Raw genomic sequence first — 23,644 nt, 5'->3', positions numbered from 1 at the left:
GCCGACGATTCTGGGGGCTGGGGTGGCGTTAGACAATCTGCTGTTGGAAAGTAAGATTGTCCTGAAAAAAGAGACAGTAGCTGCGGGCTGCGTTCAGTTGTGGGAGCGGCCTTGTGTCGCGAAAGGGCTGCAAAGCAGCCCCGGAAATTGTAGCTTTACCTCAAGATCCCGGGGCCGCTGCGCAGCCCTTTCGCGACGCAAGGCCGCTCCCACAAGGACCGCGTTCAGGCCCCGCCAAACTGCGCCCGATACTGCGCCGGGGTCATGCCGATCCGCTCACAGAACACCTTGCGCATATGCCGGTCACTGCCAAACCCGCACTGCGCTGCCACCACCTTCAACGGCAGGTCGCCGCATTCGAGCAGCTTGCGTGCCCGGTCGATGCGCGCGTTCTGCAAGTACTGCAGCGGTGTAATCCCCACCTCACGCTGAAACGTGCGGGCGAAATTACGCCCGCTCATGGCCACCAGGTCGGCCATTTTCTGCACGGTGAACGCCTGCTCGATATGGTCCACGATGTACGCCTGCACCCGGGCAATCGGCGAATCATCACGCGGCACCGCCGCCAGCAACGGCCCGTAAGGCGTCTGCCCACCTTGGCGATGGCGGGCGACCAGCAGCACCTTGGCCACTTCCAGGGCCAGCGCCTTGCCGTGGTCTTCGGCCACCACCGCCAGTGCCAGGTCGATACCCGCCGTAATCCCGCCCGAGGTAATCAGGCAGCGGTCGATCACGTAAATCTGTTCGGTCTCGACCTTGGCCTCGGGAAACGCTCGCGCCAGGCGCTCCACGTAGTTCCAGTGGGTGGTGCAGCGGTAGCCGTCCAGCAGCCCGGCCCGGCCCAGCAGGAACACCCCGGTGCAGATGGCACCAAAGCGCCTGGCACTGCGCACCGCCTGTGGCAACCAGCGCTCCAGCGCTGGCACGGCAATGTCATACGCGCCAGGGCCGCCGGGTACCAGCAACAGGTCCACGGCCTCCGGCAAATCCTCCAGGCGCAGGTCAGCCACCACTTTCAGCCCGCATGAGCCGCGCACAGCAGCTTGCCCTTCGGCCAGGGTCAGCAGGCGGTATTGCCGCTCGGCAGGTAAAAACCGGTTGGCGATGGCGAATGCATCCATGGGGCCAGTGACGTCCAGCAACAGCACATCGTTGAACAGCACCATGGCCACGGTGCGGTGAGCGTTTACCTGCATGCTTCTTCGCTCGGTAGCTGAGTACAGCGTGCATCTTACGGTATACCGCTGCACACAATTAAGAACAATTCAGGTTTGGCTCAGGACTTTGTCATGTGCCGGGGGCGAGACTTTCTGCATTCAACAGGAGAGTCGCCATGCATTCCGGCACCCCCCAAGAGCCGCTGCAAACCCCCGGCGCGTTGACGCCCGCGCGGCTGCGCCAGGCCAAGGAACTGATGCTGCGCAGCTCGCTGTCGATCATCGAGATCGCCAGCGTGTGCAACCTCACCCGCAGCCATTTCTCCCGTGCCTTCAAGGTCAACACCGGCCTTTCACCCCAGGCCTGGCGCCTGCTGGCGCGCATGGAAAAGGCCAAGCGCCTGCTTGCCACCGAAGCACCGATCACCCACGTGAGCCTGGAGTGCGGCTTTTGCGACCAGGCCCATTTCACCCGCGCCTTCAGCCGCCTGGTTGGCCAGCCGCCCAAGGCCTGGCGCCAGGCGCAGGCCATTCCTTAAGCAGAATCTACCCACCGGTATAGCCCCTTACGGACAGTGCCGGCCCGTTTTCCCAACCCAAGGAGTCACCCCATGAGCCAACCCGATTACAAGCGCCTGAACAAAGACGACGCCGTGGTTCTTCTGGTGGATCACCAGACTGGCCTGATCTCGCTGGTGCAGGACTTTTCGCCCAACGAGTTCAAGAACAATGTGCTGGCCCTGGGTGACCTGGCCAAGTTCTTCGGCCTGCCGACCATTCTCACCACCAGCTTCGAGCAAGGCCCGAACGGCCCGCTGGTGCCCGAGCTGAAAGAAATGTTCCCGGATGCGCCCTACATCGCCCGCCCAGGCCAGATCAACGCCTGGGACAACGAAGATTTCGTCAAGGCAATCAAGGCCACCGGCCGCAAGCAGCTGATCATTGCTGGCGTGGTAACCGATGTGTGCGTGGCGTTCCCGACCTTGTCGGCGCTGGCTGAAGGCTTTGAAGTGTTCGTGGTGACGGACGCCTCGGGTACCTTCAACGAAACCGTGCAGCAGGCGGCGTGGGTGCGCATGACCCAGGCTGGCGCGCAGATGATGAACTGGTTCTCGGTGGCCTGTGAGCTGCACCGTGACTGGCGCAACGATATTGAAGGTTTGGGTAACCTGCTGTCGCAGCGTATTCCCAACTACCGCAACCTGATGAACAGCTATGCGGCGTTGACCTCGCGTTGATGTAAACCTGTTCTGGCCTCTTCGCGGGCTTGCCCGCTCCCACAGTGACAGCGGTGCCTGTCAGGCTCGTGCAATCCCTGTGGGAGCGGGCAAGCCCGCGAAGGGGCCAGAACAGGCTATGAAATATCCAGAGGCAGGGTGAAACGAATCCGGCACCCACCCAGCTCTGAAACCAGCGCCTGCAACTGCCCGCCATGGGCTTGCACCACCGAACTGCAGATCGCCAGGCCCATCCCCATGCCACTACGCTTGGTGGTGTAGAACGCCCCAAACACGTGCTCCCGCTCCTCAGGCGCAATCCCCGGCCCGTTGTCGTCCACGCAGATTTCCACCGCATCCCCGATCACTGCCGAAGCAATCCGCAGTACGCCGTCGTTGCGATACCCCGCCAGCGCCTCCAGCCCATTGGTAATCAGGTTGAACACCAGTTGCTGCAACTGCACCGGGTCGGCCATCACGCTCACCCCGGCTTGCAACCGTGTCTGCACGTCCACCGTGCCCTTGGCGGCATCGGCCGAGGTCAGGCGCACGACCTCGCGGATCAGTTCGTCCAGCTTCACGGCCTTCAGCTGCATCGGCGATTGCTTGGCCAGCGAACGCAGTGCGCGCACGATATTGGCCGCACGTTCGCTGTCGTTGCGGATGTCTTCCAGGCCGGCAATCGCCTCGTCCAGGTCGGGCTTGGCGCGCTTCAACCAGCGCAGGCTGGCAGCAGCGTTGGAGGTGATGCCCAGCAGCGGCTGGCTGATCTCGTGGGCGATGGACGCCGACAGCTCGTTCATCACTTGCAGGTGTGCACTGCGCGCCAGCTCCGCACGGGAGCGGCGTAGTTCGGCCTCCATCTGTGCGCGGCTCTGGTTGTCTTCGGCCAAGCGCGTATAGAACTTGGCAGTTTGCAGCGATACCGCTGCCTGCGAGGCGAGGATTTCCAGCATGGCCAGGCGCTGGCTGCCAAACAGGTTGGGCACCAGGCGGTTTTCCAGGTACACCAGGCCGATCAGCACGCCCTGGATAACCAGCGGCAGGCACAGCACCGAACGGGCGTTGCGCGCCTGCAGCTCGTGGCGGAAGGCTTCGGGGCAATCGCTTTGGGCGTCGTTGAGCACCAGCGGCTTGCGGGTTCGCATGGTGGCGTTGATGACTGAAAGCGGCGCCTGGGTCATGAACTTCTGGCAGTTGTCCATGCTCACGTGCAGCCCTGCATCGTCGATGTAGGCGAGGGCGGCCATCTGGAATTCAGCACCACTGACGATCAACAGGGCGCCATGGTCGGCCCCGGAATGCTGGGTCAAATGGCCCATCAGGGTTTCGATCAGCCCTTCGAGCAGGACTTCTTCAGACAATGCGCGCGCCGCTTCTATACCGGCCTCCAGGTCCAGCTTGGCCTGCTGGTTGGCGTGGCAGGTTTCCTGGATGGGCTGGGTGCGCAAGAAGGGGTGCAAAGCCTCCAGCTGATGCACTTTGCCGGTCGCGCCCCACAGATGGAAACAGTCGCGGGCAATGCGCAGGTGCAGGTTGGCCCCGGAGATAAGACCGCTGGGGATGCACACCTCGGCCAGCTGTTCGTGGGCCAGGGCCTGTTCGTGGATGAAGCCGGCAGCCGCAGCGGCGATCTGCGCCTGGTCGAAGCAGCGGATAGCGGCCAGGCCGTCGCCCTCAAGCTTGGCGATGACGCCTTCGATCAGCAGCAACTTGTTGCGGAAGGTGGCGGGGTTGAAGCTGGCCCAGTGGCCGAAACGCTCGCGCAGCACTTGCAGTTCGGTCAGCTTGCCGGCCAGGCTGCCGGTGGCCTCCGGGCTGCCCAGGGTCAGGCCGCGGAACAGATGGTAATCGGCCAGGTTGATGTGCGCGGGTACTGCCCAGGCGTTGTCACCGGCCTGGGTCAGGTTGCGCACGGCCTGCGGGATATCGCCCAGGTAGAACGCGCTCATGCCGCTGAACAGATGCCAGAAGAACAGTGTGATGGGCGAGTTCACCGGGGTTGTAACGGCCGCCGGGCCGGGTACGCCGCTCAGGTTGGCGATGAATGCCCGCTGGGCCAGCAGGATCTGTTCGACATCGCTGTAGCCATGGCTACGCACGGTGGCAAGGCCCTGTGCCACTTCGCCGGCCACATCCGGGAGGTAGCGGCCCATGAACAGCGAGTCGGAAACCAGGTGGTTACAGGCATGGCAGCTCATCGCCAGGTCGCCGCTCAGGCGTGCCGAGTCGACGGCCTCCAGCGCGGTGCGGCGGGCGGCCTCCATCGGCGAGGTCCAGGCGCTGACCTGGTCCAGGGCCAGCAGCGCGCTGGTAAGGTCGGCCTCGAAACCGTGCCGCTCGATCAGCTTCAGCGCGGCCAGGCAAAAGGCATGGCCATCGTGGTAAGCGCCGAAACGCTCGGCGATCATCACCCCGAACCAGGCCAGGCCATAGGTACTGCCCGGCGCGACACCCTGCAGCAGCGACAGCTCCACGAGCTTGGCCAGGTGCAGGAAGCAAATGTCGTCCCGCACATAAAACGATGACGACAGCGTTGCCAGCAGCCCTACCGCAATGGCCACTTCTTCCGAGTCGGTGCGTGGCAAAGACTCCAGGCAGTGGCGGCCTTTTTGCTCGACCAGCGTCTGAACATTGGCGTAGCAGGCTTCGACTTTCTGGTTGTCAACGCCGGTGGGCAGGCGGATGCCCAGCAGGTCGAGGCCGGCCAGGGCGGTAGTGATGGCTGCCTGGTAATCGCAGTGCAAGGTGTGCAGGCGCGCCTGCAACCTGCACACCTGTGCCTGGTCCAGTGCCGTGCATGCGCGCTGGCGGCTGGCAATCACCCAGGCTTCGGCTTCGGCCATGCGCGACAGTTGCATGGCACATTCTGCCGCCATGCAACTCATGGCAAACCCTTGTGTGGCGTGGCTTTCAAGCGTTTCACACCGGCTCAGCAGGTGTTCGGCAGTATTCAGGTAGTCTGCGGCCTGCTCTACGGCGCCGCTGTCGCGCGCGCGCACTGCGGCTTCATGTAACAGTGGCAGGAACAGTGCGCAGTCATTCGTTGCAAACCCGCATGGGGCGGCGCTTTGCAGCTGATTGGCAACGTCAAATGTCACCTCGTGCAAGTCCTCTTGCCAGGCCTGGTAAAGGGCCAAGGCAATCTGCGCGTGCAGTTGGGTGCGGTTGCGCACGGGCGTGAGTTCGTAGGCGGCCTCCATCACTCGGCCGTGGGCAAAGGCCAGGCCTTTGCGGGTTTGCAGCAGGAAGCCCGCGGCAACCAAGGCCCTCAGCGCATCTTCCGATGGTGCGCCTAGCACCTGGCGCAGTACGTGCTCGTCACAGCGGTTGCCCGCCGCGCTGGCGACCCGCATCACATCGCGCTGGGGGGCTGGCAGGCGTGCCAGGCGGTGGATCATCAGGTCGGCGACGTTGTCGGAATAGCGGTGCCGGGCCACGGCTTTCAGGCACCACGACCAACGCATGGCCTGGGTGTCGAAGGTGAACAACTGGTCCTCGACCATCGCCCTGAGGATCTGGTTGATGAAGAACGGGTTGCCCGCGGTCTTGTCATGCACCAGCTCGGCCACCGGCAATGCCTGGTCGGGGCTGACGTGGTAGCGCTCGCTGATCAGCTCGGTCACGGCAGCAACGGCCAGCGGGCGCAGGTTCAGCGTGGTGGTGCGGACACTGGCGGGTATGGCCAGCGCAGGGCCGCCGGTTTGCGCATCGTTGCGCCGGGCAATGATCAGCAGCAAATTGTCGGGCGATTGGGCGAGCAGTTGCTCCAACAGGCTCTGCGTGGTGTCGTCAGCCCATTGCATGTCATCAAGGAACAGCACCAACGGGCGCCCCGGGCGGCTGAACACCTGAAGAAATTCGACCACAGCCCGTAGCTCTTTCTGCAATACCAGCCGTGTGGGCTTTGCCGGCAGGTCGGGCAGGGGGCCGAGGATCAGTTGCAGTTGTGGCGCAAGCTTGCCCAGCAGACGGCCGTGACCTTTGATGCGGCGCAGAATTTCCCGCCGCAGCGTGTCGAGGTCCTGGCTGTTCTTGGCCAGCAGTTGGGTGGTAAGCGCGCCGAGGATTTCCACCCAGGGTGCATAAGGCACGGCCTGGGCCAGGCTGTTGCACTTGCCGACGGCCCAGTAGCCTTCGGCACTGGCCTTGAGTGCAGCCTGTACGAGGCTCGATTTGCCCATGCCAGCGGCGCCGTTGATGAGCAGTGCCTGGGGCTTGCTGTCGCGGCGCAACCCCTTGAGCAGCAGGGTAATGGCCTTTTGCTCGGCACTGCGCCCGTACAGGCGAACGCGGCTGGGGGCGGCGGGGTCGGCGCAGCCTGGCTCGAAGGCTTGCATGGCCTTGCTGCCCGCCCATTGCCGTTGGCAGTGGGCAAGGTCTACTGCCAGGGCATGGGCGCTCTGGTAGCGGGCGTCGGGCTCCTTGGCCAGGGCTTTGGCCAGCACCCGGCTGAGCGGCTGCGGCACTGTGTTGTCCACTTCGCAGGCCGCCCGTGGTTGCACGCCGGCATGCAGTTGGCGCCAGTGCTGAGTGTCGCGCCCGGCCAGAGGCAGTTCGCCCAGCAGCAACTGGTACAGGATCGCACCCAGGGCATAGACGTCGCTGCGCCGGTCAGTGTTGCTGCCATGCGGGCAGACCTGCTCAGGCGCCAGGTACGACCAGTTACCGAGTGGGGTGCCCTGTTCGCTGATCTGTTCGGCGGGGTCGGCGCGAAAGCAGCCTATCCGCACCCGCTGGTTGGCGTACAGGCACACATGCTCGGGCTGCAGCGCGCCATGCAGCACATTGTGTTCGTGGGCCTGAGCCAGGGCATTGGCCGCGTTGACCGCAATGTCGAGAAAGGGCACCAGGCATGCGGGGCCTTCGGCGATCAGGTCGGCGATGGAGTGGCCGGCCGGGTACACCAGCAGCGGGCCTTCGGCCGAACGTACCAACGCCGAGGGGATCACCGCCCACTGCGGGTCCAGTCGCAGGCGGTAGTCGCGTTCCAGGCGCTGGCAGGCAGCGGGGGCTTCGAGCGGCGCGCGCACGGCGATCCAGGCCTGGTCGGTGGCAGGGTCGCGCAGGTGGAAGTAGCTGAGTTCGCCTTCCTGGCCCAGCGCGCTGATGTCACACCGGTTCAGCCAGCCCTCGTCGGCCGACTGGTCGAAATCGATGGGCCTGTGGGCAAGGCGTTCATCGAGCATAAAGCACCCCCTGCTAGCGACATCCAGAGGCGCGAGTATACGCAGCGGGCCCTGTGAGGATGCGGGTTACAGGCTGGTTGGCAGGAACGGGCACACCGTTGTCCGTTATCGCACCCTGGTGGCTGGCGGGCTTTTGTATAGTCCCAGGGCAACCTATCCCTCGGGATAATTGTTTCAACGCGTGCGCTGGCCTAGGCTGCCCGGGGCTGCGTAAACGCCCGTGCCCGTACGAGGAAGCCATGATCCGAATAGGCAATGCCCAGGTGTCGCTGGAGCGGCGGGAAGTGTTTCTCGACGGCAAGCCGATCCCGCTGGGCGGCCGCGCATTCGAGGTGCTGGCCACGCTGATCAAGGCCAAGGGCCGGGTGGTCGGCAAGGACGAGCTGTTCAGCCAGGTATGGGCCGGTACGGTGGTCGAGGACAACAACCTGCAGGTGCAGGTGTCGTTGCTGCGCAAGGCCTTTGGTGACCGGGGGCTGATACAGACCGTGCCACGCCGGGGTTACCGCCTGGCTGCCGAGATCAGCCTTGATGTCCCTTGCCTGGGCCCCTCGCCGCTGTGCGCCATGGCCGAAAGCCTTGAGCCCTTTGACGACAGCACGAACGTGCCGGTGCTGGTGGTGGACGACGACCCCTCGGTGCGCACGGCGCTGGGCCGCCTGCTGCGCTCGCAGGATATCCCGCATCAGTTGTTTGCCAGTGCCGAAGCATTGTTTGCAGCGCGCCTGGAAACCCCCTACGCCTGCCTGCTGCTGGACATGCACCTGCCCGATACCACCGGCCTGGAGGTACAGGCCGCCTTGCGCCGCCTGGCGCTGCCCTGGCCCATCGTGTTCATGACCGGCTTTGGCACCATCCCTATGACGGTACAGGCCATGCGTGCCGGTGCTGTGGAGTTCCTGACCAAGCCTTTTGATGAAGACCAGTTGCTGACGCTGCTGCAGGCCGTGCGTATGCGGGCCGTGGCGGATGGCCGCAAATGGCGCCATGCGCGGCAGGTTGAGGAAAAGTACCAGCGCCTGACCCAGCGTGAGCGGCAGGTGTTTTCGCTGGTGGTTGACGGCTTGTCGCACAAGCAGATCGCCAGGCAGATCGGCACCAGCGAGGTGACCACGAAGGTGCACAAGAAGAACATCATGAACAAGATGCAGTCCCGCTCGCTGGTGGAGTTGGTGGCCATGCACACTGTTATCGGGGCGCGGTCAGAGGGCCTGGGCGGCGCATGAGCAGATGGGTGTGCATCGTCGACGACGATGCTTCGGTGCGCAAAAGCCTGGCCAACCTGCTGCGTTCGGCCGGGTTCGAGACGTTGTCGTTCGCAGCCGGGGATGTGTTCCTGGCGTCGGAGCTGGCGCGGCAGGCAGGCTGTGTGCTGCTCGACCTGAAGATGCCGGGCGTGAGTGGGTTGGCGGTGCTACGTGAACTGGCGCGGCAGCAGTGGCTGATACCGGTGATCTGCATGTCGGCGCATTGGGATGATGACGCAGTGCATGCTGCGATGAGCCTCGGGGCATTGGCCTGCCTGGGCAAGCCCTTTTCTGAAGAGGTGCTGTTGAGGGGGGTTGAAGAGGCTTTGGCTGGCAGGCATTGATGTGTCACCTGTGCTGGCCCTTTCGCTTGTAAACCCGCTCTCATGGAACGCACATCACTTACTGATTCAGCAGGGACCCTGTGGGAGCGGGCAAGCCCGCGAACACCGGCGCAGCCGGTGCCATGCACCGCGCTGGATTCTTCGCGGGCATGCCCGCTCCCACAGGTCCTGCGCAAGTCTTAAAAATAGCAGCGGGTTTATCGAGGCGTCGAACCGCCGCGAAGAGGCCAGTAGCATTGACAGCAAATTCAGCACACCTGCGCAATCAATCTGTTTGCTGCTGGGCAATGCTCGCCGGGTTTACCGATTAGTGAGCCCCTTGCCATGCCCCGCCTGAAAACCTTCCTCGACCCTCAATCCCCAATACTGACCGCCACCGGCCTGCTGTTCATGCGGGTAACGGCCGCCTTGCTATTGCTGTTTATCCATGGGCTACCCAAGCTGCTGAACTGGAACGGGGAATTGCAGCTTATCGAGGACCCATTCGGGCTAGGCGCGCCGCTGACCTTGGGGGTGGCGGTTTTTGCCGAGGTAGTTTGCCCGCTGTTGCTGCTGTTGGGTGTTGCCGCGCGCCTGGCTTGCCTGCCGGTGCTGGCAGTGTTGTTGGTAGCGCTGGTGGTGGTGCACCCGGACTGGACGCTGGAGCAGGGGCAGTTCGCCTGGTTGCTGGTGGCGCTTTATGGCGGATTGGCGTTGACCGGGCCGGGATCATATTCATTGTCTGCGCTTATCCGGCAGATCAAGGCAGCCCCGGCAATCTAACTGCTCCCCGGCCGGTACTGCAGGGCCTCGGCCAGATGCGCACGGCCAATCGCCTCGCACCCCTCCAGGTCCGCCAGCGTCCGCGCCACCTTCAACAACCGGTGCGCCGCCCTCAATGACAAGGTCAGCCGCTCGCAGGCACCCTCCAGCCAGGCCTGGTCCGCCGGGGCCAATGGGCAATGGCGGCGCAACCCCTCCAGGTTGAGAAACGCATTCGCGCACCCTTGCCGCCGGTGTTGCAGTTCCCGTGCCTCAGCCACCCTCGCTGCCACATCGGCGCTGGTCTCGCCGCAGGGCTGGTTGTTCAGCGTGGTGCTCTCACGGGCCACGGTCAGGTGCAGGTCGATCCGGTCCAGCAAGGGCCCGGACAGCTTGTTGCGGTAGCGTGCGATCTGCTCGGTGCTGCACCGGCAACGGCCCGTGGGGTCGCCCAGGTAGCCACAGGGGCAGGGGTTCATGGCCGCCACCAGCTGAAAACGTGCCGGGAAACGTACCTTGTCGCGAGCCCGCGCAATCACGATCTCGCCCGACTCCAGCGGCTCGCGCAGTACTTCCAGCACGCGCCGTTCGAACTCTGGCAGCTCATCCAGAAACAGTACGCCATGGTGGGCCAGGGTGATTTCGCCCGGTTGCGGCCGGCTGCTGCCCCCGACCAGCGCCGGGCCGGAGGCGGAATGGTGAGGGTGGCGAAAAGGCCGCTGCGGCCAGCTGTTCAAGGGTGCATGCCCGCTGACTGACTGGATGGCCGCCACCTCCAGTGCTTCATGTTCGTCCAGCGGTGGCAGCAGCCCGGGCAGGCGGCTGGCGAGCAAGGTCTTCCCGGTGCCCGGGGGGCCAGTGAACAACAGGTTGTGTGCTCCGGCCGCTGCCAGCAACAAGGCCCGCTTGGCTGCCAGTTGGCCTTGCACCTCGCTCAGGTCCGGGTACGGGCGTTGATGCAGGATCAAGCCATTGGCAGCGTACGGCGGCAGCGGTACCTGGCCATTCAGGTGGGCGACCAGCTCCAGCAGGTGCCCCACCGCATAAACCACCAGCCCGCCTGCCAGGCTGGCTTCCTCGGCATTTTCCCGTGGTACCACCAGCGCCCGGCCTGCCTCGCGCGCCGCCAGTGCCGCCGGCAACACCCCCTGTACCGGGCGCAGCTTGCCAGACAGCGCCAGTTCGCCCAGGCATTCGACCTCGGTGAGGGTGGCCATGGGCACTTGGCCGTCGGCGGCAAGGATGCCCAAGGCAATGGCCAGGTCATAACGGCCGCCATCCTTGGGCAGGTCGGCGGGGGCGAGGTTCTGGGTAATGCGCCGCTGCGGGTAGTTCAGCCCGGAGTTGACGATGGCACTGCGCACCCGGTCCTTGCTTTCCTTGACCGTGGTTTCCGGCAGGCCGACCAGGGTGAGGTGGGGCAAGCCATTGGCCAGGTGGGTTTCAACGCTTACTGCCGGTGCCTGTACGCCTACCTGGGCGCGGCTATGGACGAGGGCTAGGGACATGGACGCTCCGTTGTCGCTGAAAAGGGCCGCTTCCTGCGGCAGGCCAAGGATAGCCAGCGCGGGCAACGTAAGCGCAACAAGTATGCGTCGGGGTTTTTCAGGGCAGGGTATTTCCCTGCGTTTTCACGCAAATCGACAAAAATGGATCCAATTGACTTTGCGCAGGTGCCCGCCATGGCTTAGTGTTATCGGGCCACTGCCGTTGCCATGGAATGGCACAGCGTCTTCTTTCAAATGGACTTGAGGTATTGCTCCGTGCAAACGCTCGCCCGCACGCGCCAGGTCATCCGCGAACTGGTGCAGGCCAATTCATTCGTTGAACTCACCCGTTTTTTCGATAGCCTCCAGGCGCAATGGCACCAGGCCCCGCCTGGCGAGTTTCCCGCCTACATGATGGCCATTGAAGGGCACCTGCTGGTCGACCCGGATTGCCAGGGCGACAGGGCCCTGAGCCAGGTACTCAAAGCCTGGATCGATGCCTGCCCCAAGGCCTACCATCCGCAGGTGGTGATGGGCCTGCACTGCTTCCACCGGGCGTGTCAGGTACAGGGCGGCGGCCAACGCAGTGCTGCACGCTCGCTGGCCGTCGAGCAGATTTGCGAACGTGCCACTGCCCACCTGCTGCGCGCCATGGAGCGCTCTGCCCAGCCCGTGGCCGCGGCCATCGGCATGCTGCGTATCAGCGCGCAGTTTCGCGAGCCCGGCTGGTTGGCCGAACTGTTCCAGGGGCAGCCCGCACGCTACAGGCCAAGTGCCCATGCCGATGTGGAAGTGCAGGAGGCTGCGGCGCCTTTGTTGGTAAAGCATGGGCTGCAGCCCCTCGCCGAGTTGCCACACGCGTTGCCTGCGAGCCTGAGCAGGCGGGCCGGTCATGAAAACGAAGCACCCCGCTATTACTGGTTGCGCCATGCGCTGGTTGCCCGCCCTGGCTGCTTTGAAGCGATTCAGGCCCTCGCCGTTTACCTGCTACCCCGTTGGGGCGCCAGCTTCGATGCGCTGGAACTGTTGGCCAATGGGCCGTTGTGCGAGGCCTGGGACGAAACGCTGCGCAATGCGTTGCGCTGGATGGTCGTCGAGGACCGGCTGAAGCTGCCCCACGCTGACCAGTTGCAGGCCGTCGCCGACTGGCAGCAGCTGTTCGATGGCTGGTTGAAACGGCCGCTTAGGCCAAGGGAAAGCGCCATCGTGCTGGCTTGGCGTGGTGCGCTGCGCAGCAGTGCCTTGCAAGACCATGCCGGCGCTCTGCGCGACTTCGCTGCGAGCTTGGCGTGCAACGCCGATCACGGCGCCATCCGGGCCATGGGCGTGCCATTTCGTTGTCTGGCTGAAGTGGTATTGCGCGATGGCATGGCAGATGGGCAGCAGCTACTGCGTACCGCCATCGAGGGCCTCTGTGATGGCCGCTCGCATGCTGGCGCCTGTGCAATGCGCGCTGTCGGCCATCGCTTCGGCCTGTGGGGGCTGCCACGCTCGGCCGAGCAGGCAAGGATATGGGCTCAGGCGGCGGTCACGCGCCAGCGCGCTGGCCAGGCACCGGGCTTCGAGGTGCTTGCTGTGGCGCGGCTGTTGTGGGTTGCCAACCGCCATGAAGTGGCCTGCTACCTGTATGAGCGTTGTGCCGAACTGAACCTGTCGGGTGCTGCCCTTGGCCTGTACGAGCTGCACAGCGGCGGCCTGGACAACACGCCGGGGCACTATCTGGATGAGGAGGCGGCAGAGCACTGGCTGCAGCGCGCGGTGGAAGCGGGCAGCCGACAGGCCAAGTACAACCTGGCCTGCCTGCGCATGGGTGGCGATGAGGACTTGAGCGAGCGCAGTGCCATGCTGGCCGTCAGGCACCTGTTGGTCGATGCGTTGGGTAATGCGCAGACCAATGCGCGTGCGCGCTTGCACCTGGGGATACTGTTGCGCCAGTTTGGCGAAGCGCAGGAACGGGCAGAGGCGGTCGCCTACCTGTCGAGCCTGGTCGAGCACCCCGACCCGTGGATCGCCGGCCGAGCCAGCGCCGAACTGGGGCTGGCCTGGATGCAGGGGCGCGGCACCCGCAAGCAGAGCCGGTTTGCGGCCATCGAATGGGCCAATCGTGCGGTTACCTTGCAGCCGGGGGATTCGGCCATCGAAGATATCCAGGCCGAAATTCTCAACTCGCACAATCGGGTAAAAACCCTGGTTACCCAGTGTGGTGCGGCCCTGTTTCGCGGCACCTTGCATGCCAGCGAGTTGCCGCCGAAACAGCTCTGCGCGAGCTAGCAGGCTTGCGCGAGCCCCTGTGGCAGCGGGCAAGCCCGCGAAGCAGGCAACGCGGTGGATGGCACCGGCTGCGCCGGTGTTCGCGGGCATGCCCGCTCCCACAGGTTAATCTTCAGGCTCAGGGCTTGGCGCCGAGGATGATGTGCGAGGCCTTGATCAGCGCGGTTGCTTTTACGCCCGGAGCCAGGCCCAGTTCCTGCACGGCTTCGCGGGTCACGATGGCATACACTTCGGTGCCCCCGGCCAGCTTGAGCACCACTTCGGCGTTCACTGCGCCATCACCCACCCGTACCACTTCACCTTCCAGTGCGTTGCGGGCCGACAGCTTGTAGCCGGCCGCGTCGGTCAGCAGCACCACCCAAGGCGCCTTCACCAGTGCCACGGCCTCTTTGCCGACATTGATGTTGAGGTTATGCAGGCTGGCCATGGTGACCACTGCCACCAGTTTTTCGCCGCCACCCAGGGTCAGTTCGACTTCGGCATTGACCGCACCGGGTTGAACGTTGGTGACTTTGCCTTCGAAAACATTGCGTGCGCTGACTTTCATGGGGAAACGCTCCGTGTGCCGATTGTTATTCCTGCGTGGGAGCCAGTCGTGCTTCCAGCTCGGCTACTTGTTTTTCCAGGGCTTCGAGGCGTGCACGGGTGCGCGCCAGCACGACCATCTGGCTGTCGAATTCGTCACGGCTGACCAGGTCCAGCTTGCTGAAGGCACCTTGCATCAGCACCTTGAACTGGCTTTCGAGTTCTGCGCGGGGCTGGGCGGTATCGTTGCTGAACAGGCGTGAGGCCTGGTCGCTCAGGGCATCGAGAAGGGCTTTGGGCGCGAGCATGGGGCTGTCCAATGAAACTGAGAATGGCCGGCAGTGTAGCACGCACGAACCTGACTCCTGAGTACACGAAGGCCGCACGCGATTGCACATTTTTCGCGCAATGCGCCCTGTCGCTGCGCACCGAAACTGTGCATGTTTTCCATGCTGGCGACTGGCCAATCCCGAGCATTTCGCATAACTCACTGTTTTTTGGCGTTTTGCCGTAACTGGCAAGGTTTCTGCAAAGACCTCTACGAGCCATGCACTGATGCGGTTCCTTGTGACCAGGCAGTGCGCACGCGGAGCCGGATGCCGACGACGCGTTACAAAGCCAAGCGCTGCGCTTAGACTTGAGACGGGTTTGTTTTCCTGGGGCAAGTCCACCAAATCGGGAGAGAGTTTCATGAAGCTAGTCACAGCCATCATCAAGCCGTTCAAGCTGGACGACGTGCGCGAGTCGCTGTCGGAAATCGGCGTGCAGGGCATCACCGTCACTGAAGTGAAAGGCTTCGGTCGGCAGAAGGGCCACACCGAGCTGTATCGCGGTGCTGAATATGTGGTCGACTTCCTGCCCAAGGTGAAGATCGATGTCGCCATCGATGACAAGGACCTTGATCGGGTAATCGAAGCCATCACCAAGGCAGCCAACACCGGCAAGATCGGTGACGGCAAGATTTTCGTGGTGAATCTGGAGCAGGCAATCCGTATCCGTACCGGCGAAACCGATACCGACGCGATCTAAGCAGCAAAAAAAGCCTCACCAAACCCAACGCCCCAGGAGAAAACAACATGACTCTGCGTAAGATCGCAGGGCTAGGAGCCCTATTGTCCCTCGTAATGCCCGGGCTTGCCCTGGCAGAGGAAGCTGCCCCAGCGCTGAACTCCGGCGACACCGCCTGGATGCTGACCGCAACGGCGCTGGTGCTGTTCATGACTATTCCGGGCCTGGCCCTGTTCTATGGCGGCATGGTGCGTTCCAAGAACGTGCTGTCGGTGATGATGCAATGCTTTGCAATCACCGGCCTGATGAGCATTCTCTGGGTCGTCTACGGCTACAGCATGGCCTTCGATACCACCGGTATGGAAAAGGGCGTGCTCAACTTCAACTCCTTCGTCGGCGGCTTCTCCAAGGCCTTCCTCAGCGGCGTTACGCCCGAAAACCTGACGTCGGCTACCGCGCTGTTCCCTGAAGCGGTATTCATCACCTTCCAGATGACCTTCGCCATCATCACCCCGGCGCTGATCGTGGGTGCCTTCGCCGAGCGCATGAAGTTCTCCGCGATGCTGGTGTTCATGGGCATCTGGTTCACCCTGGTGTATGCGCCGATCGCGCACATGGTGTGGAGCGGTGACGGTGCACTGATGTGGGACTGGGGCGTGCTGGACTTCGCGGGCGGCACCGTGGTGCACATCAACGCCGGTATCGCAGGCCTGGTCTGCTGCCTGGTGCTGGGCAAGCGCAAGGGCTACCCGACCACCCCGATGGCCCCGCACAACCTGGGCTACACCCTGATGGGCGCCGCCATGCTGTGGATCGGCTGGTTCGGCTTCAACGCAGGTTCCGCGGCTGCCGCCAACGGCACTGCCGGTATGGCCATGCTGGTCACCCAGATCGCCACCGCAGCAGCAGCCCTGGGCTGGATGTTCGCCGAGTGGATCGGCCACGGTAAGCCAAGTGCCCTGGGCATTGCCTCGGGTGTGGTTGCCGGCCTGGTCGCCATTACCCCGGCAGCAGGCACCGTGGGCCCGATGGGCGCCCTGGTGATCGGCCTGGCCTCGGGTGTGATCTGCTACTTCTGCGCCACTACCCTCAAGCGCAAGCTGGGCTATGACGACTCGCTGGACGCCTTCGGCGTGCACGGTGTTGGCGGCATCATCGGTGCCATCCTCACCGGTGTGTTCGCAGCCCCGGCGCTGGGCGGCTTCGGTGCCGTCACCGACATCGGCATGCAGGTCTGGATCCAGGCCAAAGGCGTGATTTTCACCGTGGTCTACACCGCCATCGTCACCTACGTGATCCTCAAGGTGCTGGATGTGGTAATGGGGCTGCGGGTCAACGAAGAAGAAGAGTCGGTCGGCCTCGACCTGGCTCAACACAACGAACGCGGCTACAACCTGTAACTGCGACGCTGTAAAAATTTGCCCGGCTTGCCGGGCATTTTTTTGCCAGATTTTTAGCATTTCCCGCACGGCAAACGGTTTATCCGGCACGTTCGCGACGTAGGTAGAAAACTTACAAGTCGTGGGGCATTTATGGAGCTTTGCTTTTTCCACGGGCGCGCTAGAATGCGCGCCGAGGGGTGTTTCAAGAGTAGTCCACACACTTCTCCAGCCTTTGCTAGGCTTGCCAATAGCGTGTGGCCAGCAGGGGCTAATGGATTTGTCAGGTCCTGCCAGGAGCAGGGCCTGCTGGGTGCCGCCTCCCATCAGGAGCGCCGACCCAAGGGCAGTGGCCTAACCCACGGCCAGTTGAATTTTCACTGGTGGCTGCCGGTCTACGGCTGCACTGGTCTATAACTAACCTGCTTTTCGCAAGTCATGAGGTAGAACATGAGCGACGACGATCTGGAAAACGACGACCTCGAAGTAGGCGACGAAGACGAGGGTGATGAAGGCCTCGAAGCGGCAGCTGACGACGGCGCTGAAGACGCTGGCGACGACGACAGCAGCCCGGCACCCGCTGCCAAGGGCAAATCCAAGGCGGCTGTCTCGGTAGACGAGATGCCGAGCATGGAAGCCAAGCAGAAAGAGCGTGATGCGCTGGCCAAGGCGATGGAAGAATTCCTTTCGCGCGGTGGCAAGGTGCAGGAAGTCGAGGCCAACGTGGTCGCCGACCCGCCCAAGAAGCCGGACAACAAATACGGCAGCCGCCCTATCTGAGTGGCTGAACGCAAAAAAGCCCGCCGTCGCTGCGGGCTTTTTTGTGCCTGTGGGTTTTGTGTTGCCCTTGCCGGCCTCTTCGCGGGCATGCCCGCTCCCACAGGATCACCGCAGGCCTGAGCCCTGCACGGTCACTGTGGGAGCGGGCGTGCCCGCGAATGGGCCGCAAAGCGGCCCCTGTCAGCGCCAGCGCGAGAGTACGTCGGGCAGCTGCGACAGGCGCTGGATCTCGGCATCCGGCGCCTGTTCGCCCGCCCAGGGCTTGCCCTGCGGGTTGAACCACACCGCCCGCAATCCGGCGCGCTGGGCACCGGCAATGTCGTCGCCGGGGTGGTCACCGATGTGAACCGCCGCACTGGCCCCCACCTCGCCGCGGCGCAGGGCTTCCAGGAAGGGCGCCGGGTCCGGCTTGCCGATGCCGAGGTCTTCGGCGCACAGTGCAAAGCGGAAGTAGTCCGCCAGCCCCAGCCGGCTCACGTCGGCATTGCCATTGGTGACCACACCCAGGATGTAGTGATGGCGCAAGATCTCCAGCACCGGCTGTACCTCGGGGAAGATCTCCACCTGGTGGCGGGCATGCAGGAACACTTCAAAGCCTTCGTTGGCTAGCGCCTGCGCATGTTTCTCGCTGTAGCCGACTTCTTCCAGGGCATGGAACAGCACGCGCCGGCGCAGGGCGCTGATGCGGTGCTTGAGGCCGGGCTCGGCCTGTACCAGGCGTTCGCGGATGGCGAACAGGTGCTCCACCGGCACGCCGCCCAGGACCGGGGCGTTGGCTTCGAGCCAGTCGCGCAGCACGACTTCTGCGCTGGCAATGACCGGCGCGGTGTCCCACAGGGTGTCGTCGAGGTCGAAGGTGATCAGCTTGATGCTCATGAGTCTGTGCCTTTGCTGCGTTTGGCCCGGGGGTGGGCGCTGTCGTACACCGCGGCCAGGTGCTGGAAGTCCAGGTGGGTGTAGATCTGCGTGGTGCTGATGTCGGCATGGCCGAGCAGCTCTTGCACGGCGCGCAGGTCCTGGGACGATTCCAGCACATGGCTGGCGAAGGAATGGCGAAGCATGTGCGGGTGCAGGTGCTGGCCCAGCTCGCGCTCACCGGCAGCCTTTACCCGTTGCTGGACGGTCCGAGGGCTGATGCGGTTGCCCTGGCGGGTAATGAACACTGCACGGTCACGCGGGTTGCCGATGCCGCGCAAGCGGTACCAGGCCTGCAGCGCTTCGCGGGCCTTGCGGCCAACCGGCAGCACGCGTGCCTTGCCGCCTTTGCCCAGCACCTGCACCAGGCCGGCGGCGATGTCGAGGTGATCGAGGTCGAGGTTGGTCAGCTCGGACAGGCGCAGGCCTGACGAGTAGAACAGCTCCAGAATCGCCTGGTCGCGGCGGGCGATGAAGTCGTCGTCCACGCCGCCATCGAGCAGCTGCAAGGCGCGGTCGGTATCCAGCACCTTGGGCAGCCGTCGTTCACCCTTGGGCGCACTCAGGCCGTTGGCCGGGTCGTGTTGGCACAGGCCCTCACGGACGAGGTAACGGTACAGGCCACGCACCGCCGACAGCAGCCGTGCCAGGCTACGGGAGGACTGCCCATGGTGGTGCAGGCGGGCGATCAGCTGGCGCAGCTGCTGGATCTGCAGCGCCTGCCAACTGGGGATAGTGTGTTCCTTGCAGTAGGCGACGACCTTGTCCAGGTCTCGACGGTAACCCAGCAAGGTGTGCTCCGACACCTGGCGCTCGTTGCGCAGGTGTGCGCAATAAGCCTCCAGCTGGCTTTCCATCAGCGCACCGAGCGCAGGGTCTGGGTAACGCGTGGCACAACGCGGCCGAGCACTTCGGCGATGTAGCCGAGGAACAGGGTGCCGACGCTGCTCTTGTAATGTTGCGGGTCGCGGCTGCCGATCGCCAATACCCCATGCAGCCCTTGGTACTCAAGGGTGGCCACGGCGCTGGAGCCCACTTCCCGGCGTTGTTCTTCACCGAACAGGAAGGCCAGTTCGTGTTCGCGCAAGTTGCCGCTGACCGTTTTGCCGCCACCCAGCAGGGCACCGATGGCTTGTTGCGCCTCGCTGTTGCTGACCCAGCGCCCGACCGGTGCGACGTTGTCGCCGAACAGGATCAGGCTGACGAAGGGCACCTGGAACTCCTGGCGCAGGCTGTCTTCGACTGCCATCACCACCTCTTCCAGGCTGCCGGCATCGAGCAGGTCGAGGATCAGCCGCCGGGTCTTGTCGAACAGCCGGTCGTTGTCGCGGGCCACGTCCATCAGTTGTGACAGGCGATGGCGCATCTCGATGTTGCGGTCGCGCAGCAGCTTGAGCTGGCGCTCCACCAGCGACACGCTGTCGCCACGCTGGTGCGGGATGCGCTGTTCAAGCAGCAGCTCGTCGTGCTCGGCGAAGAAGGTGGGGTGGGCGCGCAGGTAGGCGACCACCGCTTCGGCATCGAGCTCGGCGGACTGCTGGGGTACAACCTGGGGCTGATCGGTCATGGCGGTTACTCGTTTAGAGACGAACCTGTCCTTCGTAGACGCGTACGGCCGGGCCGGTCATCACCACGGGCTTGCCGGGGCCGGCCCATTCGATGTGCAGGCGGCCACCGGGCAGATCGAGGGATACCGGGGAATCCATCCAGCCCTGGCTGATCGCTGCCACGGCCGCGGCGCAGGCGCCGGTGCCGCAGGCCTGGGTTTCGCCCGCGCCGCGTTCCCACACGCGCAGGTTGGCGCGGTGGCGGTCGATGACCTGGAGGAAGCCGGCATTCACCCGCTGCGGGAAACGTGGGTGGTTTTCGATCTTCGGGCCCAGCTCATGCACGGGTGCAGTATGCACGTCGTCGACGCGCAGCACGGCATGCGGGTTACCCATGGACACGGCGGCAACCGAATGCAGCTGGCCGTCGACTTCCAGTGGGTAGTTCAGCGCCTGCTCGTCAGCGATGAAGGGGATATCGGCAGGGATGAAGCGCGGTGGGCCCATGTCGACACTCACCTGGCCGTCGTTCTGCACGTCCAGCACGATGATGCCGCTTTTGGTTTCCACGCGGATGCGCTTTTTCGCGGTCAGGCGTTTGTCCAGCACGAAGCGGGCGAAGCAGCGCGCACCGTTGCCGCACTGCTCCACTTCGGAGCCGTCGGCGTTGAAGATACGGTAGCGGAAGTCCACTTCCGGGTTGTTGGGCGCCTCGACGATCAGCAACTGGTCGAAGCCGATGCCGGTGTGGCGGTCACCCCATTGCTTGGCGTGCTTGGGCTGGATGTGCGCGTGCTGGCTGACCAGGTCGAGGACCATGAAGTCGTTGCCCAGCCCATGCATCTTGGTAAAACGCAGCAGCATGGGCTTACTCCGGCAGCAGGCTTTCGCCAGCGTACAGTTCGGCGATGGTCTCGCGGCGGCGTACTTCGAACGCCTGGTCGCCGTCGACCAGGATTTCAGCGCAACGGCCACGGGTGTTGTAGTTGGAGCTCATGACAAACCCATAGGCGCCCGCAGACGCTACGGCCAGCAGATCACCTTCGGCCAGGTTCAGCACGCGGTCCTTGCCCAGGAAGTCGCCGGTCTCGCAGATGGGGCCGACCAGGTCGTAGGCACGGCCTTCGCCCTCGCGGGGCGTTACCGCGCTTACACCCATCCAGGCCTGGTACAGGGCCGGGCGGATCAGGTCGTTCATGGCCGCATCGATGATGGCGAAGTCTTTGTGTTCGGTGTGCTTGAGGTATTCCACGCGGGTCAGCAGCACGCCGGCGTTGGCCACGATGTAGCGGCCTGGCTCGAACACCAGGGCCAGGTCGCGCTTGCCTACACGCTCGCGGATGGCCTTGATGTAATCGGCCACCAGCGGTGGTTCTTCATCGCGGTAGCGCACGCCAACGCCGCCGCCCAGGTCCAGGTGGCGCAGGTGGATGCCGCAGTCGGCGAGGCGGTCGACCAGGTCCAGCAGGCGGTCGAGGGCATCGAGGAAAGGCTCGACGGTGGTCAGCTGCGAGCCGATGTGGCAGTCGACGCCGACCACTTCCAGGTTCGGCAACTGCGCGGCGCGCACGTAGATGGCCTCGGCGTCGGCGATGGCGATGCCGAACTTGTTTTCCTTAAGGCCGGTGGAGATGTACGGGTGGGTACCTGCGTCAACGTCCGGGTTGACCCGCAGTGACACCGGGGCCACCTTGCCCATCTCGGCGGCCACGACTTGCAGGCGCTCCAGTTCGTCGCTGGATTCGACGTTGAAGCAGTGCACACCCACTTCCAGGGCGCGGCGCATGTCTTCGCGGGTTTTGCCGACGCCGGAGAACACCACGCGGTCGGCGCGCCCGCCGGCGGCCAGCACGCGCTCCAACTCACCGCCGGAGACAATGTCGAAACCTGCGCCAAGGCGTGCCAGTACGTTCAGCACACCCAGGTTGGAGTTGGCCTTGACCGCGAAGCACACCAGGTGCTCGGTGCCTTGCAGGGCGTCGGTATAGCTGCGGTACTGGGCCTCGATGTGGGCGCGCGAGTACACGTAGGTCGGGGTGCCGAACTGTTCGGCGATAGCCGACAGGGCCACGCCCTCCGCGAACAGCTCACCGTCGCGGTAGTTGAAAGCGTTCATCTGGTTTCCTTACTGCGCAGGCGACTGCTCGGGCTCGGTCTGCAGCTCGGGCTGCTGCTCTTGTACCGGGGCCGGCTTGGCTTTTGGCTGGTGCTGGTGAGCCTTGTGCGCTTTACCGTTATCGCCGTCTTCAGGCAGATACAGCGGGCCTTTCTGGCCGCAGGCAGAAACGAGGCAGGCAACAGCGACCAGCGCCGCGAAGGAGGAAATCAGGCGCTTCATGGGTGAAATCCTTAGAAAAATGCAGTATTGCGCCCGAGTATACCGAGCGACCGGCGGCTTGCCTATGCAAGGGCCGGTCCGCCGGGCGGGCTATGCTTACCGCCTGCGAAGGCCCCCTGTGGGAGCGGGCGCGCCCGCGAACACGGGCGTAGCCCGTGCCAACCACCGCGGTGCCCGCTCCCACCGGTACTGCGCTGGCTTCGGGTTCATGTCGGTGAAGGCAACGGCTAAACCTTTGCATTCGGCGCCCAGCGCCCGTATCTTGCCCGGCTTGCCTGTAACGCAGCCAATTTCGAGGTTCCTGCAATGAGTTTGAGTGAAGCGCGTTTCCATGACTTGGTCGACGCGACCCAACAGGCCCTGGAAGACCTGTTCGACGAGAGCGGCATGGACCTGGACATGGAGAACTCCGCCGGTGTCCTCACCGTCAAGTTCGAAGGCGGCGCCCAGCTGATCTTCAGCCGTCAGGAGCCGCTACGCCAACTGTGGCTGGCCGACCGTTCCGGTGGTTTCCACTTCGACTACGACGAAGAAAGCAAGAAGTGGGTGTGCGAGAAGAGCGAAGAACTGCTGGGCGAAATGCTTGAGCGCATCGTCTGGGAGCGGGCCGGCGAGAAGCTGGACTTCGACGAGATCTGACATGAGCAGTGTGCAACCCCGGCCGCCCAAGCCGCTCTACAGCAATGTCAGCCCTGCGGTGCCATCGCCGTGCATCAGCGTTTGCCGGCTGGACGAGCAGCGGGTATGCACTGGCTGCCACCGGCACGTGGAGCATATCCGCGAATGGCGGTCGGCCGATGACGAGCGGCGCCGGCAGATCTGCCGCGAGGCCCAGGCCCTGCGCGATCAGGCTAAGGCACACTAAGCGCAGGGGCTTGAGTATTTGCCCGGCTGTGGTAGTGTCGGGTTCTGCGTCGGTGACGCCAAAGCCTTCACAAACCCCGCCCTTGGGCGGGGTTTTGCTTTATCTGCCCGACGAAAACCGCCTGTTCAAAGGAGTCTGACTGGATCATGAGCACCAAGCCTTCCCTCATCCTCACCCGATTGGACGTACAGCGTCTGGAGCGTCTGATCGACAGCCTCGACGAGAGTACGCCGGGTGTGCTCGCCTTGCAGGAGGAGCTGGACCGCGCCGGGCAGGTAGTGGGTCATGAGGAAGTGCCAGCGGGCGTGGTGACCATGAATTCGCGCGTGCATTGCCGCGAGGAAGCCAGCGGCAAGGATTACCACCTGACGTTGGTGTACCCGAAGGATGCCGGGCCGGAAGGCAAGGTTTCGATTTTGGCGCCGATTGGTTGTGCACTGTTGGGGCTGTCGGTGGGCGAGCAGATCGACTGGCCGGCGCCGGGGGGCAAGACCCTCAAGCTGAAGCTGCTGGAGGTCGAATACCAGCCGGAAGCCGCTGGCGATTTCGACCTGTGAGATTTTGGGGCCGCTTTGCGGCCCATCGCCGGCAAGCCAGCTCCCACAGGTACAGCGTTGCCCTTGGGCCTTGTGCA

The 23,644-nt window shown here is 64.0% G+C and carries 23 protein-coding genes; 12 read left to right on the top strand and 11 right to left on the bottom strand.

Annotated elements, in window-relative coordinates:
- Positions 1–224: 224 nt before the first annotated feature.
- Positions 225–1,196 (bottom strand): DJ-1/PfpI family protein, encoded by a 972-nt coding sequence (locus tag ACFY9W_RS13045; protein WP_391130711.1) that lies wholly within the window; start codon positions 1,194–1,196, stop codon positions 225–227.
- A 137-nt stretch (positions 1,197–1,333) separates the two neighbouring features.
- Between ACFY9W_RS13045 and ACFY9W_RS13040 the strand changes: the two genes are divergently transcribed.
- On the top strand, positions 1,334–1,696 hold the full coding sequence (locus tag ACFY9W_RS13040) for a helix-turn-helix domain-containing protein (protein ID WP_391130708.1): 363 nt from the start codon (positions 1,334–1,336) through the stop codon (positions 1,694–1,696).
- A 72-nt stretch (positions 1,697–1,768) separates the two neighbouring features.
- The gene (gene ycaC, locus ACFY9W_RS13035; RefSeq protein ID WP_060498171.1) at positions 1,769–2,395 is read left to right on the top strand and encodes an isochorismate family cysteine hydrolase YcaC; all 627 of its coding nucleotides are present in this window, start codon (positions 1,769–1,771) and stop codon (positions 2,393–2,395) included.
- 116 nt (positions 2,396–2,511) lie between these two features.
- Here the strand turns inward: ycaC and ACFY9W_RS13030 are convergent, their stop codons facing one another.
- Entirely contained in the window at positions 2,512–7,563 is a 5,052-nt protein-coding gene (locus ACFY9W_RS13030; protein WP_391130704.1) for an AAA family ATPase, read from the bottom strand.
- A gap of 239 nt (positions 7,564–7,802) precedes the next feature.
- Here ACFY9W_RS13030 and ACFY9W_RS13025 point away from each other — a divergent pair, with 239 nt between their 5' ends.
- From ACFY9W_RS13025 to ACFY9W_RS13015, 3 genes are all read left to right on the top strand, one after another.
- The gene (locus tag ACFY9W_RS13025) at positions 7,803–8,789 is read left to right on the top strand and encodes a response regulator (RefSeq protein ID WP_391130701.1); all 987 of its coding nucleotides are present in this window, start codon (positions 7,803–7,805) and stop codon (positions 8,787–8,789) included.
- The gene (locus ACFY9W_RS13020) at positions 8,786–9,154 is read left to right on the top strand and encodes a response regulator (RefSeq protein ID WP_391130699.1); all 369 of its coding nucleotides are present in this window, start codon (positions 8,786–8,788) and stop codon (positions 9,152–9,154) included. Before ACFY9W_RS13025 ends, ACFY9W_RS13020 begins: the two co-directional genes overlap by 4 nt.
- Positions 9,155–9,478: 324 nt before the next feature.
- On the top strand, positions 9,479–9,916 hold the full coding sequence (locus tag ACFY9W_RS13015; RefSeq protein WP_391130696.1) for a DoxX family membrane protein: 438 nt from the start codon (positions 9,479–9,481) through the stop codon (positions 9,914–9,916).
- Here the strand turns inward: ACFY9W_RS13015 and ACFY9W_RS13010 are convergent.
- Positions 9,913–11,403, bottom strand: a complete 1,491-nt coding sequence (locus ACFY9W_RS13010) for a YifB family Mg chelatase-like AAA ATPase (protein ID WP_391130693.1) — start codon at positions 11,401–11,403, stop codon at positions 9,913–9,915. The two genes, ACFY9W_RS13015 and ACFY9W_RS13010, sit on opposite strands and share 4 nt — an antisense overlap.
- Before the next feature lie 255 nt (positions 11,404–11,658).
- Between ACFY9W_RS13010 and ACFY9W_RS13005 the strand changes: the two genes are divergently transcribed.
- Positions 11,659–13,653, top strand: a complete 1,995-nt coding sequence (locus ACFY9W_RS13005) for a DUF4034 domain-containing protein (protein ID WP_391130690.1) — start codon at positions 11,659–11,661, stop codon at positions 13,651–13,653.
- 118 nt (positions 13,654–13,771) lie between these two features.
- Here ACFY9W_RS13005 and ACFY9W_RS13000 read toward each other — a convergent pair whose 3' ends face one another.
- The gene (locus ACFY9W_RS13000) at positions 13,772–14,200 is read right to left on the bottom strand and encodes a TOBE domain-containing protein (protein WP_391130687.1); all 429 of its coding nucleotides are present in this window, start codon (positions 14,198–14,200) and stop codon (positions 13,772–13,774) included.
- A 25-nt stretch (positions 14,201–14,225) separates the two neighbouring features.
- The gene (locus ACFY9W_RS12995; protein WP_391130684.1) at positions 14,226–14,486 is read right to left on the bottom strand and encodes an accessory factor UbiK family protein; all 261 of its coding nucleotides are present in this window, start codon (positions 14,484–14,486) and stop codon (positions 14,226–14,228) included.
- Positions 14,487–14,868: 382 nt separating this feature from the next.
- Between ACFY9W_RS12995 and glnK the strand changes: the two genes are divergently transcribed.
- The 3 genes from glnK (at position 14,869) to sutA (ending at position 17,345) form a co-directional block, all read left to right on the top strand.
- Positions 14,869–15,207, top strand: coding sequence for a P-II family nitrogen regulator (glnK, locus tag ACFY9W_RS12990; protein WP_002555808.1), 339 nt, complete (start codon positions 14,869–14,871; stop codon positions 15,205–15,207).
- A 47-nt stretch (positions 15,208–15,254) separates the two neighbouring features.
- The gene (locus tag ACFY9W_RS12985) at positions 15,255–16,586 is read left to right on the top strand and encodes an ammonium transporter (protein ID WP_391130681.1); all 1,332 of its coding nucleotides are present in this window, start codon (positions 15,255–15,257) and stop codon (positions 16,584–16,586) included.
- A 429-nt stretch (positions 16,587–17,015) separates the two neighbouring features.
- Positions 17,016–17,345 carry a transcriptional regulator SutA gene (gene sutA / locus ACFY9W_RS12980; RefSeq protein WP_201207493.1) on the top strand — a complete coding sequence of 110 codons (330 nt, stop codon included), beginning with the start codon at positions 17,016–17,018 and terminating at the stop codon, positions 17,343–17,345.
- A 180-nt stretch (positions 17,346–17,525) separates the two neighbouring features.
- On the opposite strand, the gene ACFY9W_RS12975 is transcribed toward sutA, so the two are convergent.
- Genes ACFY9W_RS12975 through ACFY9W_RS12950 form a run of 6 tightly spaced genes read right to left on the bottom strand, consistent with a single transcriptional unit; the run spans position 17,526 to position 22,145 of the window.
- Positions 17,526–18,221 (bottom strand): HAD-IA family hydrolase, encoded by a 696-nt coding sequence (locus ACFY9W_RS12975; RefSeq protein ID WP_391130678.1) that lies wholly within the window; start codon positions 18,219–18,221, stop codon positions 17,526–17,528.
- Positions 18,218–19,117, bottom strand: a complete 900-nt coding sequence (gene xerC / locus ACFY9W_RS12970; RefSeq protein ID WP_391130675.1) for a tyrosine recombinase XerC — start codon at positions 19,115–19,117, stop codon at positions 18,218–18,220. Before xerC ends, ACFY9W_RS12975 begins: the two co-directional genes overlap by 4 nt.
- A complete protein-coding gene (locus tag ACFY9W_RS12965) occupies positions 19,117–19,827 on the bottom strand; it encodes a DUF484 family protein (protein ID WP_391130672.1) in 711 nt (236 codons plus the stop codon). The genes xerC and ACFY9W_RS12965 overlap by 1 nt, the downstream gene beginning before the upstream one ends.
- Before the next feature lie 13 nt (positions 19,828–19,840).
- On the bottom strand, positions 19,841–20,671 hold the full coding sequence (gene dapF / locus ACFY9W_RS12960) for a diaminopimelate epimerase (protein WP_391130669.1): 831 nt from the start codon (positions 20,669–20,671) through the stop codon (positions 19,841–19,843).
- Between the two features lie 4 nt (positions 20,672–20,675).
- Positions 20,676–21,923 carry a diaminopimelate decarboxylase gene (gene lysA / locus ACFY9W_RS12955; RefSeq protein ID WP_391130666.1) on the bottom strand — a complete coding sequence of 416 codons (1,248 nt, stop codon included), beginning with the start codon at positions 21,921–21,923 and terminating at the stop codon, positions 20,676–20,678.
- A gap of 9 nt (positions 21,924–21,932) precedes the next feature.
- The gene (locus tag ACFY9W_RS12950; RefSeq protein ID WP_391130663.1) at positions 21,933–22,145 is read right to left on the bottom strand and encodes a lipoprotein; all 213 of its coding nucleotides are present in this window, start codon (positions 22,143–22,145) and stop codon (positions 21,933–21,935) included.
- A 306-nt stretch (positions 22,146–22,451) separates the two neighbouring features.
- Between ACFY9W_RS12950 and cyaY the strand changes: the two genes are divergently transcribed.
- The 3 genes from cyaY to rnk all read left to right on the top strand — a co-directional run bounded on the left by cyaY (position 22,452) and on the right by rnk (position 23,567).
- Positions 22,452–22,784, top strand: coding sequence for an iron donor protein CyaY (cyaY, locus tag ACFY9W_RS12945; protein WP_012274777.1), 333 nt, complete (start codon positions 22,452–22,454; stop codon positions 22,782–22,784).
- A 1-nt stretch (position 22,785) separates the two neighbouring features.
- Positions 22,786–23,010 carry a DUF1289 domain-containing protein gene (locus ACFY9W_RS12940; RefSeq protein ID WP_391130660.1) on the top strand — a complete coding sequence of 75 codons (225 nt, stop codon included), beginning with the start codon at positions 22,786–22,788 and terminating at the stop codon, positions 23,008–23,010.
- Positions 23,011–23,156: 146 nt separating this feature from the next.
- Positions 23,157–23,567: a nucleoside diphosphate kinase regulator gene (gene rnk, locus ACFY9W_RS12935; protein WP_391130657.1), complete on the top strand. Its 411-nt coding sequence runs from the start codon at positions 23,157–23,159 to the stop codon at positions 23,565–23,567.
- Positions 23,568–23,644 lie beyond the last annotated feature (77 nt).

Source organism: Pseudomonas sp. NPDC008258 (assembly GCF_042956345.1).
Classification (GTDB): Bacteria; Pseudomonadota; Gammaproteobacteria; order Pseudomonadales; family Pseudomonadaceae; genus Aquipseudomonas.
Note: the sequence above shows the minus strand (reverse complement) of the source record. Positions and strands in the feature narration are given on the sequence as shown.